The 20,542-nt window shown below is 42.2% G+C and carries 17 protein-coding genes; 16 read left to right on the top strand and 1 reads right to left on the bottom strand.

Annotation, left to right across the window (positions count from 1 at the left end; genetic code table 11):
* The first annotated feature begins 9 nt into the window (after positions 1-9).
* The 15 genes from ybeY to DESME_RS15425 all read left to right on the top strand — a co-directional run bounded on the left by ybeY (position 10) and on the right by DESME_RS15425 (position 16,146).
* Positions 10-486 (top strand): rRNA maturation RNase YbeY, encoded by a 477-nt coding sequence (gene ybeY, locus DESME_RS12535; RefSeq protein WP_006715903.1) that lies wholly within the window; start codon positions 10-12, stop codon positions 484-486.
* Positions 487-499: 13 nt separating this feature from the next.
* Positions 500-889 carry a diacylglycerol kinase family protein gene (locus DESME_RS12530; RefSeq protein WP_006715904.1) on the top strand — a complete coding sequence of 130 codons (390 nt, stop codon included), beginning with the start codon at positions 500-502 and terminating at the stop codon, positions 887-889.
* A 291-nt stretch (positions 890-1,180) separates the two neighbouring features.
* The gene (locus DESME_RS12525) at positions 1,181-1,597 is read left to right on the top strand and encodes a cytidine deaminase (protein WP_006715905.1); all 417 of its coding nucleotides are present in this window, start codon (positions 1,181-1,183) and stop codon (positions 1,595-1,597) included.
* A 65-nt stretch (positions 1,598-1,662) separates the two neighbouring features.
* On the top strand, positions 1,663-2,574 hold the full coding sequence (era, locus tag DESME_RS12520) for a GTPase Era (RefSeq protein ID WP_006715906.1): 912 nt from the start codon (positions 1,663-1,665) through the stop codon (positions 2,572-2,574).
* 45 nt (positions 2,575-2,619) lie between these two features.
* Positions 2,620-3,267, top strand: a complete 648-nt coding sequence (deoC, locus tag DESME_RS12515) for a deoxyribose-phosphate aldolase (protein WP_006715907.1) — start codon at positions 2,620-2,622, stop codon at positions 3,265-3,267.
* Between the two features lie 61 nt (positions 3,268-3,328).
* The gene (gene recO / locus DESME_RS12510) at positions 3,329-4,147 is read left to right on the top strand and encodes a DNA repair protein RecO (RefSeq protein ID WP_006715908.1); all 819 of its coding nucleotides are present in this window, start codon (positions 3,329-3,331) and stop codon (positions 4,145-4,147) included.
* On the top strand, positions 4,110-4,604 hold the full coding sequence (locus DESME_RS12505) for a DUF4342 domain-containing protein (RefSeq protein ID WP_006715909.1): 495 nt from the start codon (positions 4,110-4,112) through the stop codon (positions 4,602-4,604). The genes recO and DESME_RS12505 overlap by 38 nt, the downstream gene beginning before the upstream one ends.
* A 252-nt stretch (positions 4,605-4,856) precedes the next feature.
* Complete coding sequence (gene glyQ / locus DESME_RS12500; protein WP_006715910.1) at positions 4,857-5,747, top strand: glycine--tRNA ligase subunit alpha; 891 nt, start codon at positions 4,857-4,859, stop codon at positions 5,745-5,747.
* A gap of 1 nt (position 5,748) precedes the next feature.
* Positions 5,749-7,821: a glycine--tRNA ligase subunit beta gene (glyS, locus tag DESME_RS12495; RefSeq protein WP_006715911.1), complete on the top strand. Its 2,073-nt coding sequence runs from the start codon at positions 5,749-5,751 to the stop codon at positions 7,819-7,821.
* Positions 7,822-8,071: 250 nt separating this feature from the next.
* On the top strand, positions 8,072-9,031 hold the full coding sequence (locus tag DESME_RS12490) for a phosphodiester glycosidase family protein (RefSeq protein ID WP_025248806.1): 960 nt from the start codon (positions 8,072-8,074) through the stop codon (positions 9,029-9,031).
* Between the two features lie 217 nt (positions 9,032-9,248).
* Positions 9,249-9,890 carry a transcriptional regulator CcpN gene (gene ccpN, locus DESME_RS12485; RefSeq protein WP_006715913.1) on the top strand — a complete coding sequence of 214 codons (642 nt, stop codon included), beginning with the start codon at positions 9,249-9,251 and terminating at the stop codon, positions 9,888-9,890.
* Between the two features lie 15 nt (positions 9,891-9,905).
* Entirely contained in the window at positions 9,906-10,727 is an 822-nt protein-coding gene (locus DESME_RS12480) for a pyruvate, water dikinase regulatory protein (RefSeq protein WP_006715914.1), read from the top strand.
* Positions 10,720-13,359 (top strand): pyruvate, phosphate dikinase, encoded by a 2,640-nt coding sequence (ppdK, locus tag DESME_RS12475; RefSeq protein WP_006715915.1) that lies wholly within the window; start codon positions 10,720-10,722, stop codon positions 13,357-13,359. The genes DESME_RS12480 and ppdK overlap by 8 nt, the downstream gene beginning before the upstream one ends.
* 508 nt (positions 13,360-13,867) lie before the next feature.
* Positions 13,868-14,245: a BlaI/MecI/CopY family transcriptional regulator gene (locus DESME_RS12470; protein WP_006715916.1), complete on the top strand. Its 378-nt coding sequence runs from the start codon at positions 13,868-13,870 to the stop codon at positions 14,243-14,245.
* Positions 14,242-16,146 carry a M56 family metallopeptidase gene (locus tag DESME_RS15425; protein WP_006715917.1) on the top strand — a complete coding sequence of 635 codons (1,905 nt, stop codon included), beginning with the start codon at positions 14,242-14,244 and terminating at the stop codon, positions 16,144-16,146. Before DESME_RS12470 ends, DESME_RS15425 begins: the two co-directional genes overlap by 4 nt.
* Positions 16,147-16,398: 252 nt before the next feature.
* On the opposite strand, the gene DESME_RS12460 is transcribed toward DESME_RS15425, so the two are convergent.
* Positions 16,399-18,663: a HelD family protein gene (locus tag DESME_RS12460; RefSeq protein WP_006715918.1), complete on the bottom strand. Its 2,265-nt coding sequence runs from the start codon at positions 18,661-18,663 to the stop codon at positions 16,399-16,401.
* Positions 18,664-18,951: 288 nt separating this feature from the next.
* Here DESME_RS12460 and DESME_RS12455 point away from each other — a divergent pair, with 288 nt between their 5' ends.
* The gene (locus tag DESME_RS12455) at positions 18,952-20,526 is read left to right on the top strand and encodes a ClC family H(+)/Cl(-) exchange transporter (RefSeq protein ID WP_006715919.1); all 1,575 of its coding nucleotides are present in this window, start codon (positions 18,952-18,954) and stop codon (positions 20,524-20,526) included.
* Positions 20,527-20,542: the final 16 nt, after the last annotated feature.

Here is a 20,542-nt window from a genome sequence, read left to right as displayed (position 1 = left end):
TCCTAGAATTTGTTATTAGATATCAATTGGGAAGAACAGACGATTCCCGAAGTTGAGCGGGAACGGATTCAAGGCTATTTTGAGCGGGGCATTTCGGAAGCCATTCGGGTTGCTGAGGGCCCAGAAGAAGCTGAAGTGAGTCTTACACTCGTTGATGACCGACGCATCCATGAGCTGAACAGAGAGTTCCGAGGAGTCGATCGCCCAACCGATGTGCTTTCGTTTGCGCTCCAGGATGAGGTAGAGGAAGAACCTGAAATCCTCGATTTTGAGGATGAGATTTTGGGAGATATCATTATCTCTGTGGAGAGAGCGAGATTACAGGCTGAAGAATATGGGCATTCCTTTGAGCGGGAACTGGTGTACCTAGCCGTACACGGAACCTTACATCTACTCGGGTATGATCATGAAGCTGAAGAGGATAAAGCCGAGATGCGCCGCCAGGAAGAAACGGTCATGAACCAAATTGGCCTCTTGAGAGAGTAAGGGTGGGGGATTCATGGGGAAATATCAGAAAACCCGTTCCTTCTGGCGGAGTCTCGGCCAGGCTAGCCGGGGAATTCTCTATTCCTCGAAAACACAAAAACATCTCCAATTTCATATCTTTGCGGGTAGTCTTGTTTTGGCTACAGCCTGGTGGTGTCACCTTACTCGGATAGAAGTGGTTTTACTTGTCCTCACCATTGGAAGTGTAATTACGGCTGAAGTGATGAACACGGCTATCGAACTTGTTGTGGATTTAGCGGAGCCAAATTTTCATCCGATTGCGGGAATGGCAAAAGATGTTGCTGCAGGCGCAGTTTTGGTGACTGCCCTTCAGTCGGTGGTCATTGGAGTCATTCTTTTCGGTCCGCGGTTATGGGAATGGATAAGGTATAGCTTAGAGTAGAATTTAAGATTCTCCAGAATTTTGCTATGCAACGGTCACTCTGTAAGTTCGTGGACCAGACTAATGCTCAAGTCCTTTGCTCCATCGGGACACTGGCAAAGTCGCCGTCATTGGCTCCATGCCAGTTTGGAAACGTCCTGTTTCCAACCCGTTTCCGCGACGGACTTTTCGCGAAGTCTGGTATCCACTCGCTTAGAATCCGTTCCCTTATGCAAATCAAAATTCTTCGGTGTTTTTTGGGGACAAGTCTAGATACTTGAGCCCGAGCTATATCTATTCGGAGGTGTTAAAATGGAGCATGATTTGGAAATCACACCTGAAGATCAAAAAGAACTCATTCGCCTGGCTCAGTCCGCTTACGCTGAGGCGTATGTTCCATATTCGCATTATCCGGTCGGAGCGGCCACGTTGTGGTCATCGGGGGAAATTTTCGCGGGATGCAACGTTGAGAATGCGAGTTTTGGATTAACAGTGTGTGCAGAACGAAACTCCATTTTTCAGGCTGTAGCGCAAGGCGAAAGAAAGCTAAAGGCTGTTGCAATAGCCGTTCCGACGGAAACGTTTCCCTCCCCTTGTGGAGCCTGCCGTCAGGTTTTTCGAGAATTTGCTGAGGACTGTCTGGTTATCTTAGTTAATGGGCAAGGAGAAACACAGCTGACTCATCTTAAAACGCTCCTTCCCGATTCTTTTGGACCAGAGTTTTTATAGATGAATAAAAAGAACGATTTTAGATAAAAATTAAAAATTATAATGAAACAAGGAAGTGTAATATTTTGAAGTTTACGAACCAATCTGCCGGATTTCATTCTGGCTTTGTCTCGGTCATAGGACGCCCCAATGCAGGAAAATCGACCCTTCTCAATCAACTTTTAGGGCAGAAGGTTCTGATCATGTCCGATAAACCTCAGACGACGCGTAATAAAATACAATGTATCCTTACGGAGGAGCGGGGACAGGTCATTTTTCTCGATACCCCCGGAATCCATAAACCAAAACATAAATTGGGAGAATTTATGGTGGATAGCGCCATGAATTCCTTACGTGAAGTCGACCTTGTGTTATATATGGTTGATGCTTCTGCTGAATTTGGCGGTGGTGAAGAGTATATTATCAACGCTTTAAAGCAGGTTAAAACTCCCTGTATTCTCGTCTTAAACAAAATTGATCTCCTCAAAAAGGAACACGTTCTAAAGTTGATCGAAGACTATTCTAAACTTGCTGACTTTTTAGCCATCGTGCCACTTTCAGCTAAAACGGGAGAGAACAAAGAGGAATTATTGAAGGTTATCTTTAATCAAATCCCTGCAGGTCCGATGTATTATCCTGAGGATGAGGTTACCGACCAGCCTGAACGTTTTATTATGGCGGAATTAGTACGAGAAAAAGTTCTGCAATTGACTCGTGATGAAGTTCCTCATTCCATTGCTGTTGTTGTCGAATCCGTTGAAGAAAAGAGGACGCTCGTCAAAGTTCGGGCTCTCATTATTGTGGAACGAGATTCGCAAAAAGGAATTATCATTGGTGAAGGCGGGAAACTTTTAAAAGAGATCGGGAGTCTCGCGCGGCACGATATTGAGACCTTGCTTGGGAGTAAAGTTTTCCTCGAGCTTTTTGTAAAGGTAAAAAAAGACTGGCGGAACAAGGCTGAGAATTTGCGAGAGTTTGGTTATTCCGATCGTAAATAATCATGAAGTGTAAGAAGTTAAATCGAAGAAAGAAGGGTTGTCGGAATGAATCTAGCAGGAATGATTGACCATACGTTACTGAAGCCTGACGCGACAGAGAAGGATATTGTAAAACTTTGCCACGAAGCGAAGCAATACCAATTTGCGACCGTTTGTGTGAATGGATCCTATGCGCGTACAGCCTCGAAAATTCTTCATGGGACAGGTATTGGGGTAGCGGTTGTGGTTGGATTTCCTTTAGGCGCGACCCTAACGGAGATAAAAGTGGCTGAGGTTTTTGCGGCGAAAGCCCATGGAGCACGCGAAATTGATATGGTTATGAATATCGGCTGGGCAAAGTCAGGAGACTGGGAAGCCGTTGAAAAAGATATCGTTCGCGTCGTGGAAGCTGCACATTGTTGTGGGGTTGTCGTTAAGGTAATTATTGAAACGAGTCTTCTCACTGAAGAAGAAAAACATCAAGCGGCTGAAATCGTGAAACACTCTGGTGCGGAATTCATCAAAACATCGACGGGCTTTGCGGGTGGCGGGGCCACGGTTGAGGATGTCCGCAATCTGAAGGCTTGGGTAGGCGAGGGAGTCAAAGTCAAAGCCTCAGGTGGAATTCGGACGCGCGAATTGGCCTTACAACTCGTCGAAGCTGGCGCGGAGCGAATAGGAGCTAGCGCTGGGATTGAGCTCATCAAAGAGTAGCAAGAATAAGCTAACAAGTATACTTAGTCAGCGAATGACGAACAATAATGAGGTGTAAGCGTTGAGTGTTTACCAAGCAGATGCGTTGGTGATCCGAAGTCGGGAATATGGTGAATCAGACCGCTTACTAACGCTTTTTTCACGCGAACAGGGTAAACTTCACGCCGTGGCTAAGGGAGTTCGAAAACCTAAAAGCAAACAGAGGGCTGGAGCACAACTCTTTACGTATGCCGATTTTTTGATCTATCGTGGGAGAACGCTGGATACCGTCAATCAGGCTAGTCCTAAAGAAAGCTTTTCTCATATATGGGGTGATTTAGATAAGAGCTTGGCAGCTTCGGCTATAGCAGAGTTGCTGGATATTGGAACGGTTCAGGGTCAGCCTTATCCTGAGTTATTTACCCTAACTTTATCTAGCTTTTTTCTTTTGGAGCATATTGACCCTGCCCTTTTGCAAAGTGCTTATGCTTTACGTTTGCTGACGTATTTGGGATATCGTCCCGAGTTGTTGGATTGTGCAGTCTGTGGGAAAACCATTCATGGAATACGTATCTACTTTAGTCCAGAAGAGGGTGGAGTCGTCTGTAGTGACTGTTTAGGGGATAACGCAAGACTCGGGCGGTGGCTCCAAGCAGGGAGTGTTGCTTTTATGAGGCAGCTCTTAACAAGCGATGTCACAAAATTGGATCGCTTGCGCTGGAATGACGGAATGAAAAAAGAGATTGTAACCAGTCTTCAATTTCTCTGTGAACAGACCTTTAATAAAAGACTCAAGTCATGGAGTATGGGGAACCGTTTGGCAAATGTGGGACAAAATCTGAGTGGGAAGGGCGGTAAGGTTGATGAGCGAAATATTGTGGACAGAACTGGAGAAAGTTGATGTTTTGCGTGAGCGTATGGGCGTAAGTTATGAGCGCGCACGTTTTGCCTTAGAAGCGAATCAAGGAGATCTCGTTAAGGCCTTAGCTGAACTTGAAAAAGAACATAAAGAAGAAGACGGGGCTAGCCGATGGTTCATCGATGGCGTTAAGAAGCAGATGAAACGTTTGAACAAAACTCAGCTTAATCTTAAACATGAGGATAAAACACTCCTGAGCATGTCGGCTCCCTTAGGAATCGCTTTGGCATACACGATTTGGAAGCGCCCAACTTTAAGAATGCTTGGGCTTATAGGTGCAGCAACAGCAGCCGTTAATCATTATGAACTCGAAGTAGATTCTATGGAGGAACAAACGGAAGAAGTAGAAGAATACGATGAGTATCCTTACGATATTAAAACCGTGATCGTCCCTGATGATGAATTCTCAGAAAACGAGAAAGTTGAAATTAGCGAATAAATGGCATATAATAAATTCAAACTGATTTTTCAGTGCAAGGATGAGTAGAAGATTCAACGATCCCTTTAGAGAGCCTGGTGGTGGTGGAAACTAGGTGGGTTTTGGCGAATTGGGGCAGCTCGGAGCACTTTTAACGAAGAGGATCCTTACGTTTGAGGATCAAACAGGGTGGAACCGCGGGAAAAACTCTCGTCCCTGTAGCTTAGGCTACGGGGGTGAGAGTTATTTTTATAATAATAGGGAGGTTAACTTATGAAATTTCAAGATATGATCTTGACCCTGAATCAGTTTTGGGGTGAACAAGGCTGTATTTTAGCTCAGCCTTATGATATGGAAAAAGGAGCGGGAACCTTTAACCCGAACACATTTTTGCGGGCCCTTGGTCCGGAACCCTGGAAGGTTGCTTATGTTGAACCTTCACGGCGTCCAACGGATGGCCGCTATGGCGAGAATCCAAACCGCTTACAGCATTATTTTCAGTATCAAGTGATCATAAAACCCTCACCAGATAATATTCAAGAGCTTTACCTGCAGAGTTTGGAGCGGCTTGGTATTGATGTAAAAGAACATGATATTCGGTTCGTTGAGGATAACTGGGAATCCCCGACCCTTGGTGCGTGGGGACTCGGTTGGGAAGTCTGGCTTGATGGGATGGAAGTGACTCAGTTCACCTACTTCCAGCAATGCGGGGGAATTGAATGTAAGCCGGTTTCTTCGGAAATCACGTATGGATTGGAAAGACTAGCCACCTATATTCAAAATAAAGAAAGCGTCTTCGATATCGAGTATGTCGGCGATGTAACCTATGGGGATATTTATTTACAAAACGAGATCGACTATTCTCATTACAATTTTGAAGTGGCTGATATCGAATCCCTTCAAACCTGGTTTAATATGTATGAAAAGGAAGCCACTCGCGTCGTAGAAAAAGGTTTAGTTTTGCCAGCTTATGACTATGTGCTTAAATGCTCCCATACGTTTAACCTCCTGGAAGCTCGAGGTGCTATTAGTGTTACGGAGCGTACAACGTATATTGCCCGAGTCCGTAATTTAGCGAAGCTCTGTGCCCAAGCCTATGTGGAACAACGGGAAAAACTCGGCTTCCCGCTCCTTAAAGATCAAGCCGACAAGGAGGTTAAATAAGATGGCAAAAGATTTCTTATTAGAGATTGGAACAGAAGAACTCCCTGCTAAATTTGCGCCTGGCGTGTTACAGCAGCTTGAAGATAAAGCTCGCAAGCAACTCCTAGAGTTACGTTTAGATTTTTCGGAGTTGAAGATTTATACGACCCCTCGTCGGATGGCGGTACAGGTTACCGATCTTGCAGAAAAACAAACGGATTTATCCGCTGAAGTAAAAGGTCCTGCGCTCAAAGCTGCCCATGATGCGGAAGGAAATCCGACCAAAGCAGCTCAAGGGTTTGCCCGCGGACAGGGTGTGGAGACGAAGGATCTCTTTGTCCAAGACTTAAATGGAGTTCCTTATGTTTATGCGCGTAAATTTGAAGCGGGAAAACCTGCCGCTGAACTTCTAGCTCAGTTTTGTTTAGATCTCATTAACGGCCTGCATTTCCCGAAACCGATGCGCTGGGCAGATCTTGATTTCCGTTTTGCACGTCCGATTCGCTGGATTGTTGCACTCTATGGAGCAGAAGTGATTCCTTTTGAATTTGTCGGTTTGACATCGGGTCGAGTGACTCGGGGTCAACGGACCCTGGGCCATGATCTTGAGCTTAAGGAGCCTGCACACTATGTCGAGGATTTGCGCCAAATTTATGTTATGGTTGATCCAGAAGAACGGAAAAAAGTGATCTGGGAACAGATTCAAAAATTAGCCCAAGGAGTTGCTGGAACGGTTGATGAGGATGCCGGGTTGCTCGAGGAAGTGATGCATATCGTGGAATACCCCACAGCGTTGATGGGGGAAGTGGCTGATAAATATATGCATCTGCCCGAGGCTGTGATTACGACTCCAATGAAAGATCATCAACGGTATTTCCCGGTCCGTGGAAAAGATGGCAAACTGTTACCCTACTTTATTACGGTTCGCAACGGCGGTACCCATGCTTTAGATAAAGTGCAAGCCGGAAATGAAAAGGTTTTGAAGGCCCGTTTAGAAGATGCTGCTTTCTATTATCGCGAGGATCAGAAACAACCTTTGGCTGATTTGGTCGGTAAACTCGAAAAGATTGTTTACCATGATAAGCTCGGAACGGTACGTCAGCGTGTTGAGCGGATACGCCAACTGGCACACGCCATCACAGAACAACTGGGTCTTGGCGAAGAGAAAAAATTGTGGATCGATCGCACAGCACTCCTAGCCAAAGCGGACCTTGTCACGATGATGGTCTACGATTTTCCAGAACTCCAAGGAATTATGGGTGCAGAATATGCAGCCTTAAACGGAGAACCTCAAGAGGTTGCGACTGGGATTTTAGAGCATTATCAACCGCGTTTTGCGGGAGATGTGCTTCCTCAGTCGATTACCGGTCAAGTGGTAAGTATTGCAGACAAACTCGATGCTATTGTCGGGTCGTTCGGAATTGGCCTTCAGCCGACGGGCTCTCAGGATCCCTATGCTTTACGTCGACAAGCCCAAGGGGTTGTGGGAATTCTCCTTGATGCAGGCTGGGATATTTCCTTGGAGAAGCTCTTCGCGACCTCCTATGAAAGCTTTAATCAACAAGGAGTTAAACTTGAACCTCTGGCTGAAATCTTGCCCGCACTCCATGATTTCTTCCTGCAGCGCCTGCGTTACGTTCTTCAAGAGCAAGGACTCCGTTATGACACGATTGATGCGGTGTTGGCTAACGCTGGCGACAGCATGACGCGTACAGCTAAAAAAGCTTCAGTGCTCACTGAAAAACGCGAAACTCCGGAATTCATTCCGTATACGCAAGCCTTTATTCGTTGCTTGAACTTGAGCAAAAAGGTTGAAACTCAGGCTTTAAATAGCAAAGATTTAGTGGATCCGACTGAAATTACGCTCTCGGAAGCGATTACCTTACGCAAAGAGCGCTTTGATAATCTCGTGATGATGGGAGAATATGATCAGGCGTATCATGTCGCTTCGGAACTCGTTCCGTTCATTGAGAAACTCTTCGAAGCTGTCATGATTATGGTTGAAGATGAAAAACTCAAACAAGCGCGACTGGCGCTCTTGAGCGAGTGTGTAGAAATACTCGGTTGCTTAGGAGATTTGAGTGTTTTGGCCTAAATCACTTTGAAAAATAGGCCAAAATGAATAAGTTAGTGATAGAAACGGTGGACAGATTCGTAAGAATTTGTCCACCGTTTTTTAGAGTTGGAAGGGCAATCTGCGGCTATAAATCCAAATTAAGTAAAATTATGATATTTTAGGAGGGAAATCGGGAGATTTTGTGGAATATAATACTGGATATCAAGCAAAGGGATTTTTGAACCGAACTTCTGATGCTACGAGTTATCTATCCAGAGGAGGTATTCCGATGTTCAAACGTAAAGTCCGTCTTAAAATGATTATAATATTTATAGCCTTTAATTTAGTTTTTACTGTAGTTCTTTCTCCCTTTATAATCTTCTATGGTCCATTTGAAACTTTAAAAAGTGTGGCTGTAGGTTCCGTTCTCACATCAAGGCATCCACAGGTTGTTAAGGCCTTTCTCTCCGATGAAAAAATCAATGAAATAATAAACAAAAATAATAGTGTTGGATCGGGTTCTAATGTAACAGTTCAGAGTGTAGATGCAGATGTTGACGGTATTACCATTGAAGATATTGAGGGTAATGGTTTTAAAGGGAAGGTAATGCTGATAAAGGACCCAAAATGGATTCAAGTAGCTGTTACCAAGAACATAGGCGACACAGGAGAACGGATAAGTGACTTTGTTAGAGACACAGGAGCTATTGCGGGAGTAACTGCTGGTGGATTTTACGATCTGGACGGTAGAGGCAATGGTGCATATCCCGATGGACTTACAGTGCATAATGGAGAGATTGTACATAACAATATAGGCAACAATAGTACAGATATAGTAGCGCTTGATAATAAAGGAAAATTATTCGTTGGTCAAATCACAGCGGATGACGTCAAAAAGAAAAACATCCAGGAAGCGGTTTCATTTTGGCCGGTTTTGGTAAAGGATGGAAAGCGAGGCGATTTTAACGACAATCAATGGGGACTCGCACCAAGAACAGCTATCGGACAGAAAGCCGATGGCACTGTAATTTTTATCGTAATTGATGGTCGACAACCCACACGGAGTTTGGGTGCACGTATGAGCGATCTTTATAATATTTTCTTAAAATATGGGGCAGTTAATGCAGCCAATCTAGATGGAGGTTCTTCCTCAGAACTAATATATAATGGAAAAGTTATTAATAAACTTTCGGATCCTTTCGGTGAACGCTATATAGCGACTGCATTTGTGGTTATACCGGATGAGTAACCTTTAATTAGATTAAAGCAAAAATTATACTCTGAAGTATGCATAAAAATATTTTTATATTGAATAATATATTGCAGGAAATCACGAAATTGTGTGGAATAATTAAGTGTTACATTTAAATTAGTATGTCACATTTGCATTAAGCCCAACATATATCTAAATTACACGTTAAATTGAGACGATAGTTAAAGGCAATTTTGGATTGGGGTGAAGCGGGTTGGAATTGACGGAACGTCAAACGCGTATTGTAGAAATTGTGAAAAATTCGAGTCCGATTACAGGGGAACAGATTGCAACAAAGTTGGACTTGACCCGAGCCACCTTGCGTCCCGATTTAACGATACTGACGATGGCAGGGGTTTTAGAAGCTCGTCCGAGAGTCGGTTATTTTTACAAAGAGAATCATGAACCTTCTGCTTTATTGGTACGGTTACGTCAGCTCCGAGTTGGGGACTTTAAGTCTATACCGGCCGCGATAAGACCGAATATAAGTAACTATGATGCGATTGTCACGATGTTTACCCAAAATGTCGGTAGTCTGATTGTCGTCTCCGAAGAACATGAACTTTTGGGTATGATTTCACGAAAAGATTTACTGAAAGCCGCCTTAGGAAAGACGGACCTGCAACAAGTGCCAGTGGGTGTGATCATGACTCGCATGCCCAATATCATCATGACAATGTCTGATGAACCTGTTTTGGAAGCTGCTAAAAAATTAATGCAGCACCAAATCGATACGTTACCCGTGGTGGAAACGTTCATTGATGAGCATGGAGATGAACGTTACGAAGTTGTGGGACGTTTTACAAAAACGAATGTTACGAAGATCTTAGTTCAAATTGGAACGCTGGGCCAATAGTGTGGAGGTGCTCGAGTGACAAGAGAAATACCCGTGATTTATGTAATCTCGGATGCTTTAGGAGAAACGGCAGAGTTTGTGAGCCGAGCCTCTGCAGCACAGTTTAGCGGAGTCCGAACGAGGATTCGGATGGTGCCCCATGTACGGGATGAAGCTCATATCGATGAAATTTTAGATGAAGCGGTCCAAGATAACGCGATTTTAGCCTATACTTTGGTTTTGAACAATTTGCGACATTATCTTGAAGTGAAGGCCACTGAAAAAGGATTAAGAACAGTGGATATTCTCGGCCCACTTATGAAGCTATTATCTGAAGAAACGGGCTTAGAACCTAGCAATATTCCGAACATTACGCATCGTTTAGACGAAACGTATTTCCGTAAAGTTGAAGCGATTGAGTTCGCGGTTAAATATGACGATGGGAAAGATCCACGCGGCGTACTCTTTGCTGATGTGGTGCTCATTGGAGTCTCTCGAACCTCAAAAACTCCGCTGAGTATGTACTTAGCACATAAGGGAATTAAGGCCGCTAATATTCCTCTCGTCCCTGAAGTTGCACCGCCACAGGAGTTATTCGAGGTTTCTCCACGAAAAGTCGTTGGGCTGACGTTAAGGCCAGACCATTTAAATGAGATTAGAACGGCCCGTTTAAGAACCTTGGGGCTGGGTGCTTCTGCGGATTATGCCAGTCTAGAACGTATCATGGAAGAATTAGAATATGCTCGTGGAATTATGCGTAAGGTAGGATGCCCAATTCTTGATGCCACAGGAAAAGCTGTTGAAGAAACAGCAGCCTTAATTTTAGAAATATTATATAAGGGGGAGCGAAATGTTTAAGAAGTATGTGTACTTATTTCGTGAAGGAAAAGCCTCTATGCGCGATTTGTTGGGGGGAAAAGGAGCAAACTTGGCTGAAATGACCAATATTGGGTTGCCAGTTCCTCCAGGGTTTACGATTACTACGGAAGCTTGTAACGAATACTACACCGTAGGCGCTCAATTCCCAGCAGGACTTTGGGAACAAATTACCCCCTCGTTAAAAGATATTGAAGCATCTACAGGAAAGTTGTTTGGGGATCAAAAAAATCCGCTTCTCGTTTCCGTTCGTTCGGGAGCTAAATTCTCCATGCCAGGGATGATGGATACGATTCTTAATCTGGGTTTGAATGATCAAACCGTTCAAGGACTGGCGGATTCCACCCAAAATGAACGCTTTGCTTATGATAGCTATCGTCGTTTTATCCAAATGTTTGGAAATGTGGTTCTCGAAATTGAACATCATCTCTTTGAGAGAATTTTGGATGATGCAAAATCAAAACAAGGTGTAACCTATGATTCAGAGCTTTCCACCGCTAGCTTAAAGTCAGTTGTAGAAGAGTATAAAAAATTAATTCAGAAGGAAACGGGTAATCCTTTCCCTCAAGAGCCGATGAAACAGTTGGAACAAGCGGTCCTTGCCGTTTTTCGCTCGTGGAATAATGATCGAGCTATTGTGTATCGGAAAATCAACAGCATTCCAGATGATATCGGAACAGCTGTCAATGTTCAGTCCATGGTTTTCGGAAATATGGGCAATGATTCCGGCACAGGGGTGGCCTTTACACGGAGTCCTTCCACAGGAGAAAAAGCACTTTACGGTGAATATCTGATGAACGCTCAAGGGGAAGATGTCGTTGCTGGAATTCGTACTCCACAGCCGATTAAGTCCCTTGAACAAGAGAATAAAGCGATCTACGATCAATTTGTCGAGATTTCATCACGTCTCGAAGCTCATTATCGGGATATGCAAGATATCGAATTTACGATTGAGAAGGGGCGTCTCTATTTCCTACAAACTCGGAACGGGAAACGGACAGCTGCAGCTGCGATTCGTGTGGCAGTAGAACTCTGCCGTGAAGGGGTAATCTCCAAAGAAGAAGCCATTACGCGAATTGAACCCGGACAACTGGATCAACTTTTACACCGTCGGATGGACACCCAAGCAAAACTTGAAGTTCTCGCCAAAGGCTTACCTGCCTCGCCAGGAGCTGCCTCGGGTAAAATTGTCTTTGATGCGGATGAAGCTGAACGTCTTGGCAAAAATGGCGAAAAGGTTATTTTGTTGCGGACGGAAACAACTCCCGATGATATTCATGGTATTCTTGCTGCCCAAGGAATTTTAACCAGCCGGGGTGGAATGACAAGTCATGCTGCTGTTGTTGCCCGCCATATGGGGAAACCTGCGGTTTGTGGTTGTGAAGCTTTAAAGATCGATTATGCGGAGCATACGGTTACGATTGATGGCGTAGTTTATACTGAAGGAACAGTGCTCTCGATCGATGGGGCTACAGGACGTGTAATTAAAGGTGCTGTCCCGATGATTGATCCGGAACTGAGTGAGGAATTTAAGCAGTTACTCGTTTGGGCGGATGAAGTTCGGAGTTTACGTGTGCTAGCCAATGCGGACAACCCGAAGGATGCACAAAAGGCACGTGACTTTGGCGCTCAAGGGATTGGGCTTTGCCGGACAGAACATATGTTTATGGATCCCGCTCGGATTCCGATTGTTCAAGAAATGATTCTCTCTCAAAACCTTGAGGAACGTGAAATTGCACTCGCTAAACTTTTACCCATGCAGGAAGAAGACTTCTATGGAATCCTCAAAGCGATGGCAGGCCTGCCCGTTATTATTCGTTTACTTGACCCACCGCTTCATGAATTCCTCCCTGATGTTGAAGACCTTGTTGTAGAGGTCACCAAACTCAAATTAACGGGTGCAAATCCAGCCGAACTCCAAGAGAAAGAAGCACTCTTAAGAAAAGTTCGCGCACTTGATGAGTTGAATCCGATGCTCGGACACCGGGGTTGTCGTCTAGGCGTCACCTTCCCTGAAATCTATGCGATGCAAGCTCGGGCTATCTTCCAAGCATCAGCTCGTTTAGTTAAAGAAGGATTTGAAATCCATCCGGAAGTTATGATTCCGCTTGTTATTCATGTTAAAGAATTAGAATCCCTGCGTAAACTTACCGAAGATACGGCAGCAGACGTTATGCAAGAGCAAGGTGTTAATTTTGCCTATAAGGTCGGGACGATGATCGAAGTTCCACGTGCTGCTTTGACTGCAGATGAAATCGGTAAGGTTGCAGACTTCTTCTCCTTCGGAACGAATGACCTTACGCAAACAACCTTAGGCTTCTCTCGTGATGATGCTGAAGGGAAGTTCCTTCCTGCTTACCTCGATCAAAAGATCTTGGCTCAGAACCCCTTTGCCGTGCTCGATCGTGACGGCGTAGGAAAATTGATGAAAATGGCCGTCCAACTTGGACGCGAAGCTAATCCAGACATTGAGCTTGGAATCTGTGGTGAACATGGCGGCGAACCGTCTTCCATTGAGTTCTGCCATCTGTTAGGACTCAATTATGTCTCTTGCTCCCCGTTCCGTGTGCCCCTTGCTCGTTTAGCAGCAGCACAGGCTAAGGTTAACAACTAGGGCCAATCATAAACGTAACAAATACCAATGCGTAACCTGTAATTGGGATAAAACGGGTATTGGAACTTAATTGATTTTAGGTTCCAATACCCTTATTCTTATTAAGATTTGCTTTTGTGAATATTTTTAATGCGAACTTGCAGGATCAATTGAAGGGGTTTCCAATCTTTTGAAGAAGTAAAATCTAAAGTCATTTAAAGAGCTTGGTCTTAATAGTCCAAGCTTATTTGTTTAGACAACCTATTATTTTTATTCTAGGAAGGAATATATTGCCGAATTAAAATTAATTGATTTTGAAAATATAAGGGAACCTTTCTGCTTTTAAATCAATCTATCAAATGTCTAGACAAAATTAATAATGAGAAAGTGAATAAAATTTGCAAATAGTACATAAATCCATGGTCGATTTTATTAAAATAAAGTCAGCTAAAGTTGACAAGATTGATTACAAGTGTAATAATTAACTAAAAATAACTACAAGTGTAAACGAAAAGTAAGGGGGTGTATTGTGTTGGAAAAACCTAATATATCTGATGCGGAATGGGAAGTTATGAAAATTTGTTGGTCTATAAACGCTCCTTTTACCGCCAATGAAATTGTAAAGTCTTTGGGAGAACATAACGAATGGAAGCCCAATACGATTAAAACGTTAATAGGGAGACTCGTAAAAAAAGGCGCGCTTGGTCATAAGGAGGATGGTCGAAATTACTTATACTATCCTCTTATAGCCGAAGAAGAATGTATAAAAGCTGAAAGCAAATCCTTTCTTACACGCGTATTTGGTGGAGCATTAAAACCCATGCTCGTGACCTTTCTTCAGGAGGAAAAGCTTTCTCGGGAAGAAATCGAGGAACTTAAACGAATTCTTGATGAAAGGAATGAATGACAGTGCAATTTCCGCATTTAAATTATCTTAATCTATTTAATTGGGTCTGGAGCACGTCAGCTAAAGCAAGTGTCTTAACCGTTCTTCTCTTAGTAATTAAGTTTGTTTTTAAAAGCAAAATCGGAGCACGTTTACATTATTTATTGTGGTCAGTTGTGATAATCAGTCTGATATTACCGTGGACTCCCCAAAGCTCTTTAAGCCTATACAATCTCATAAACCCAGGTAAACAACATACATCGATTATCGTTAAAGATGTGGGAAACTCTCTAATATCTAATAACATGGTTAATGGAATTTCGAGTGAAGTAGTGGCTAATTCCCCAGAGCCAATTAGTTCTGCCCAAAGCCAGAGCTTACTTCCAAGTGCAAAAGAATCAAATGCCATCTCTCCCTTAATACATAGAATATTATTCTTTATATGGATGGTGGGTATTGTCAGTTTCATGGCGATTACTATAGGAGTTAATAGAAGGTTTGCTCTGAAAATACAGGGTCAAACTGTGGTCGATATGAAATTGATAACTGCCTTTGAAGAAGCAAAAGAGAACCTCAATATCAAAAAAGAGATTCCTTTAATACAAACAGAGCATGTAACAAGCCCATCCTTATATGGGATATTCCATCCTCAGCTCTTAATACCTGTTGGCGTTTTGGAGGAATTTAATTTCGAACAGCTTTCACATGTTTTTTTGCACGAGTTGTTACATTTTAAACGAAATGACCTTTGGATTAACTGGATTACACAAGGGTTATTATTTCTACATTGGTTCAACCCTCTAGTCTGGTATGCTTTTTTAAGATTAAGGGAAGATCAAGAAATGGCTTGCGACGCACTTACCTTAGAACGCCTTGGAAGAAATAATGCAAAGAACTATGCTTACACGCTGATTACATTGTTAGAAAAGAACTCAAATAGTTCCAGGATTACTAGTCTTGCAAGTCTGTCGGGGACACAATCCCAAATAAGGAGGAGAATCGCAATGATAAAAAGTATTCATAAAACCCCAATAAAATGGTCACTTTTAGTAATAGGCGTAGTAATCGTTCTGGCATTTGTGACTTTGTCGAACGCGAAAGCGAATACTTCATCTATTGATGGAACTAAGGCTTCAGTGACGAGTAATATTCTCGAAAGTAATTCCCAAACCGCAAAAATTGAATCTAACAAATTGATAAGTAATGAGGGTTGGAGTTTAAATATTGATAAGGTGTCTAGTTTGGGTTCTACTAATGGATATGGGTGGCATTCTCCGTTCGGAGAAACGGATACTTTTAGAAGTTACTCGGTTTCCTTTATCATAGAGAATGACGAAGGAAAGGATAAAGCTTTTCTTCCTAAAGGGAAGGTTCTAGGAATAGTAGGGACTAGTGGCAAATTTTACGACTTTTTAAATGGAGAATACCCTTCTCTTGATAAATTGTATAGCGATAAACATTGGGAGACAATAGACAACCCAAATAGCCCTGAACATTGGGATTCGATGGGCAAGCCGAATAGCCCTGGCGTATTTAAATTAGGCACTCATGCGAATGTTGACCTTAACGAGCAAGGTATAATAAAAGTTGTTTATCAAGATGAGAATGGGACAAAATATGAAATTCCATTTCAGGGAAAAATATCTGTGATGTATAAGCAAGTTGATATTATCAGCCAAAAGGTAGCAAATATATATGGTGAATCCAATCCTAAAATAGTTAAGGTTAAGCCGTTCCCAGGAGAATCCGCAAATTCATCAGGATATATAGTTACATTAGAAGGATATTTCACTAATGACGGTAAAGTAGCTTCGGTTCTTGAGTTTACTATGCTTACAGATGGGACGAAAATTTGGGCATTAAGGGGTTACAATGAAGATGTAGGACAAGACCTCTGGCTTGATAATCAGGTTTCGATTTAACCTAAAGATGAAATATGGATAAGTTTAACGCTTATCTTTATTTCTTTTTTATAGATAAAATTAAATCTCTTACAGAAGTTTTAAAGATTATTGGTCACAAGAAATGTTCCATAATGTTAAAAATTGAGATTGCTCCTTTATGATAGATGTAGCCCATGCCAAAGTTAACAATTAAGACCAATAATTAAAGCAAAAGCAAAAAAAGATTAAACAGCTTTTAAAGCCTTGCGTGTGAACTCTAATTTAAGGAGTTCAATTTCCACTTTTTTTCGTATTGCTGAATTTTAAAAAGCCACTTAATTCCCCCGTATAATAAAGAGAAAGCCGATGTAAGGCACGAGTGCAGGCGACATACAGCAATTTACGGTCGAACTCGCTGGAATACTTCTCGGCCGAAGCCTGATAGACAAGCACGGCATCAAATTCCAACCCCTTAGCCATATAAGCCGATAGAATGCTTACCCCCTTGTTTAAGGTTGTGTCGCAGGTGGTAACTAGATTAAGATTAACCTTTGTGTGTTTCAATAACTGATAATAGATTGTTGTGGCATCTTGCTGAGATTTACATACAATTCCTATGGATTCATAGCCCTGGTCCAAGTATGCGTCGATGGCCTGGGCCATTTGTTGAGTGAGTGAAGCGAAGTTGTCTGCCCAGACGATTTGTGGCTCTGCTTCATGTCGTTCGAAGGATGAAGAATTTTTAACTGGACCTAAGATCTTTTGAGTGAATTCGTTGACTTCATAGGAAGAACGATAACTTTTCGTTAGAAAGAGCTTTAAAGACTTCTTCTTATTTAGAATGTTAATAACATCATCATACAGAGAAATTCCGGTGTTCTTTTCAATCGTCTGATTAATGTCACCTAACAAGGTGAAACTGGCTTTGTTAAACAAGTGTTTAAATACTTCATAATGGATGGGGTAATAATCCTGGGCTTCATCGATAATAACGTGTTTGATTTCTGATAAGGGATGACTACCCTCTACCTTAAGGGTTAAATAGAGTAGGGGTGCACAGTCTTCATAACCGATCTGTCCTTGCTTTAAAGTATGGTCCGTTGTTGATAAGATCTCCTCGATGTTTTGAGGCAGTTCTAAACCTTGAGATAGTTTAAGAAAGAGATTCTTATCAGTAAAAAGGGTTTGGTACATCTTAAAACAGTCGACTTGAGTAAAAGTCTGTATCGAGTCTAGAAATTTCTTCCCTTCTTTCAGCGAAAGTAAACGGCTAAAAGGTTTGACTTCTAACTCGTGGCCCTCGCATTGTTGGACGATTTGTTCAATTTTCTTTAGTCTTTCCTTTTGTAAGGGGTGAACTTTATCTAAAATTACCTTTTCAATTTTTTTTAGTTGCTTGGCCATTGGTATATCGATCTCGTTTTTCAGAAAGCGATTTTTGAGCTGTTGCCGAGTGGCTAGAAATACCCCGTTAAAGTATACATCTTGAAAGGGGACGATTCGCTTAGCATAATAATCGATATACCGATCAAGAATTTGCACGAACGTATGGGAGCCTTTGAACTCAATGCTCTCCCTTTTTAGGGATTTTTCTGGACCCTCTGGCAAAGAAATTAGTTTCTCGAGCTGATCGCTGCGTCCTTCGGGTTTAAGTTCTCCCGGAAAAAGTTTAAAAGCAATGGAATCGAAGGTGGTCTGTTGGACGTTTTCTTCCCCTAGTTCCGGTAAAACCGTTGAAATATATTGATTCAAAATATCATTGGGGGAAAGGATCAAAAAGTTTGAGGAGTTTAAGCCTGAGCTTAGTCCATGATAAAGAAGGAAAGCAATTCGGTGTAAGGCAATTGATGTCTTACCGCTCCCCGCTGAACCTTGAACAATGAGCAGTTCGGTCTCAACATCACGAATGATCAGGTCCTGTTCTCGTTGAATGGTTTCAACGATACTTCTCATCTGGGGAGAAGAGTTTCGGCTTAATACTTCTTGCAATACTGCATCGCTAATCGCAAGGCTGCAGTCGAAGAAGTATTTTAATTGGGAATTGAGAATTTTGAACTGTCTTTTCCGGGAGATCTCGCATTGAATCGTTCCCAATGGGGCTGAGTAGGAACCGGGGCCTAATTCATATCGATAAAATAGACCGGATAGTGGTGCGCGCCAATCATACACATAAACGCCTAAGGTTTCTTTGTCCATGATATTCATTAGCCCGATATAAATTTTGTCTACCTCCGGAAAACCTTCTTCAAGAATATCGATTCTGGCGAAATAAGGCGCTTCGAGCGCCTTTTTATATTGGTTCAAGCTCTTGTGAACATTGGCATAGTCGGTGGTTACTGAATTTATTTCCGAAATATACTTATAAATATCGATTAGGTCTTCAATATCTTGTGGCATATGAACAGTGTCATCCCACATGTCTTTTCGTGAGGCAATGAGATCGTTCTTTTTTTGGGAGAGGGCAGCTTCCTTTGAGTGTAGTTCGTTTTGGATAAAATTCACGGTCTCGTTGAGGTATGTGACTTCTTCTTGGAATTCTGCTTGATTTTCTTTCATATCTCTTGACCTCCAAAAAAGTTGTTTTTAGCCTTGACTCTTTGGTTGAAGTATGCTAGAATTATAATGTAAATTGAATAAAATGTAATAATTATGTTTATTTTTTTTATTATAGAATAGAAAGCCAGCTAAGTAAAGTTTTTTACGTTAGCTGGCTTTTTTGTGCTAACGGAAAGTATAACCTTTGTTGCAGAGTTAAAGTACCCATACCTTTATTTCAATTGCAAATCTTATCGATTTGTAATAATCTTAATCGGTGAGAAAAGGAAGAAGCCAGGTGCGTACTTTATGAGAAACTATAACCAAGAATTGTATCACCCAGTGATTCATTGGCGTGATTTTAAATTAAAGATTTTTATTGAAGGGATTATAGTCGGCATCCTTTCAGGCTCTGTTGTCGTAGCGTTTCGCTTTGTACTAGAGAAGGCAGAAACATGGAGGACAAAGCTTCTTCCCTTTTTGAAAACTCAAGGATCGTTTGCGATTCTTCTCTGGTTTGGGGTGTTAATCTCTTTAGCCTTTATTCTAAATTTCATGGGAAAGAAAGAACAAATGGCAGGGGGAAGTGGTATTCCTCAAGTAAAAGGGGAACTCATAGGGTATATTAATATGAATTGGCTAAAGGTCCTTGCGGTTAAGTTTATTGGCGGAACTTTAGCGATTGGAGCAGGATTATCTTTAGGGCGAGAGGGCCCGTCAGTGCAGTTAGGAGCGGTGACAGCTAAAGGCTTAAGCCGTTTTCTTAAGAGATTAAGGATCGAAGAAAAATATCTGATCACAAGTGGAGCGAGTGCGGGATTAGCTGCAGCATTTAATGCACCTTTAGCTGGCGTGATTTTCGCTTTGGAAGAGCTCACCAAAAATTTTTCACCAGCTGTTCTTATATCGGCAATGTCGGCTTCTTTAACCGCTGATTTTATATCCCAACAGGTTTTTGGACAAAAGCCTATATTCAATGTTTCTCATCTAATGGTGCTTCCCTTAAACCAATATGGTTATCTTATTGGCTTAGGAATTGCCACGGGTATTTTAGGGGCATTATTTAATGGGGCTTTGTTTAAATCGTTGAATCTCTATGATAGGGTAAAGCTTCCTCAAGTATTGAAACTGACCATACCTCTTTTTATGGCTGGGATTTTGGGCTTTATTCTTCCACAGATACTCGGTGGGGGCAATGCCTTAGTTGATTCTTTGACCCATGAAAACTATGGAATTGAGTTGCTTCTTATTCTTTGGCTGGGAAAATTTCTATTTACCATGCTGAGTTTTGGCTCTGGGGTGCCGGGTGGGATATTCTTGCCGTTATTAGTCATTGGAGCTTTAACTGGAGATATCTACGGTCAAGTCCTCACTTATTTATACCATTTTAATCCCCAGTATTTACAGAACTTTACCATTTTTGCTATGGCAGCATATTTCACCGCAATCGTCAAAGCGCCTGTCACAGGCAGTATTCTTATTACGGAAATGACGGGTTCATTTGAACATTTACTCGCTCTTATAACGGTGTCAATGACTGCTTATATCGTGAGTGATTTGCTTAAATCGGCACCGATTTATGATAGTCTTTTAGATCGGTTGTTAAATAAGCAATTAACACATAAAGAGGTTTCTGAGGAAAGCCCGAAAGTCATTACTGAAGTCTCTGTGGCTTTGGGTTCGGAGCTGGAAGGAAAAAGCATCAAAGATATCCTTTGGCCAGAAAATTGTCTCATCGTCAGTATAAAACGCGGAGAGAAGGAGATAATCCCAAAAGGAAAGACTAAAGTTTTAGCGGGTGACTTTATCTATGTCCTGATCGACGAGAATCAAGTTGTCCGGGCGAAAAGCCGCTTGATGAAGATGTCAGAGGGAAGAGAATAATCCTATTCGAACAAGG

The organism is Desulfitobacterium metallireducens DSM 15288 (assembly GCF_000231405.2).
Classification (GTDB): Bacteria; Bacillota; Desulfitobacteriia; order Desulfitobacteriales; family Desulfitobacteriaceae; genus Desulfitobacterium_A; species Desulfitobacterium_A metallireducens.
This window is presented reverse-complemented; position numbering and strand designations above follow the sequence as displayed.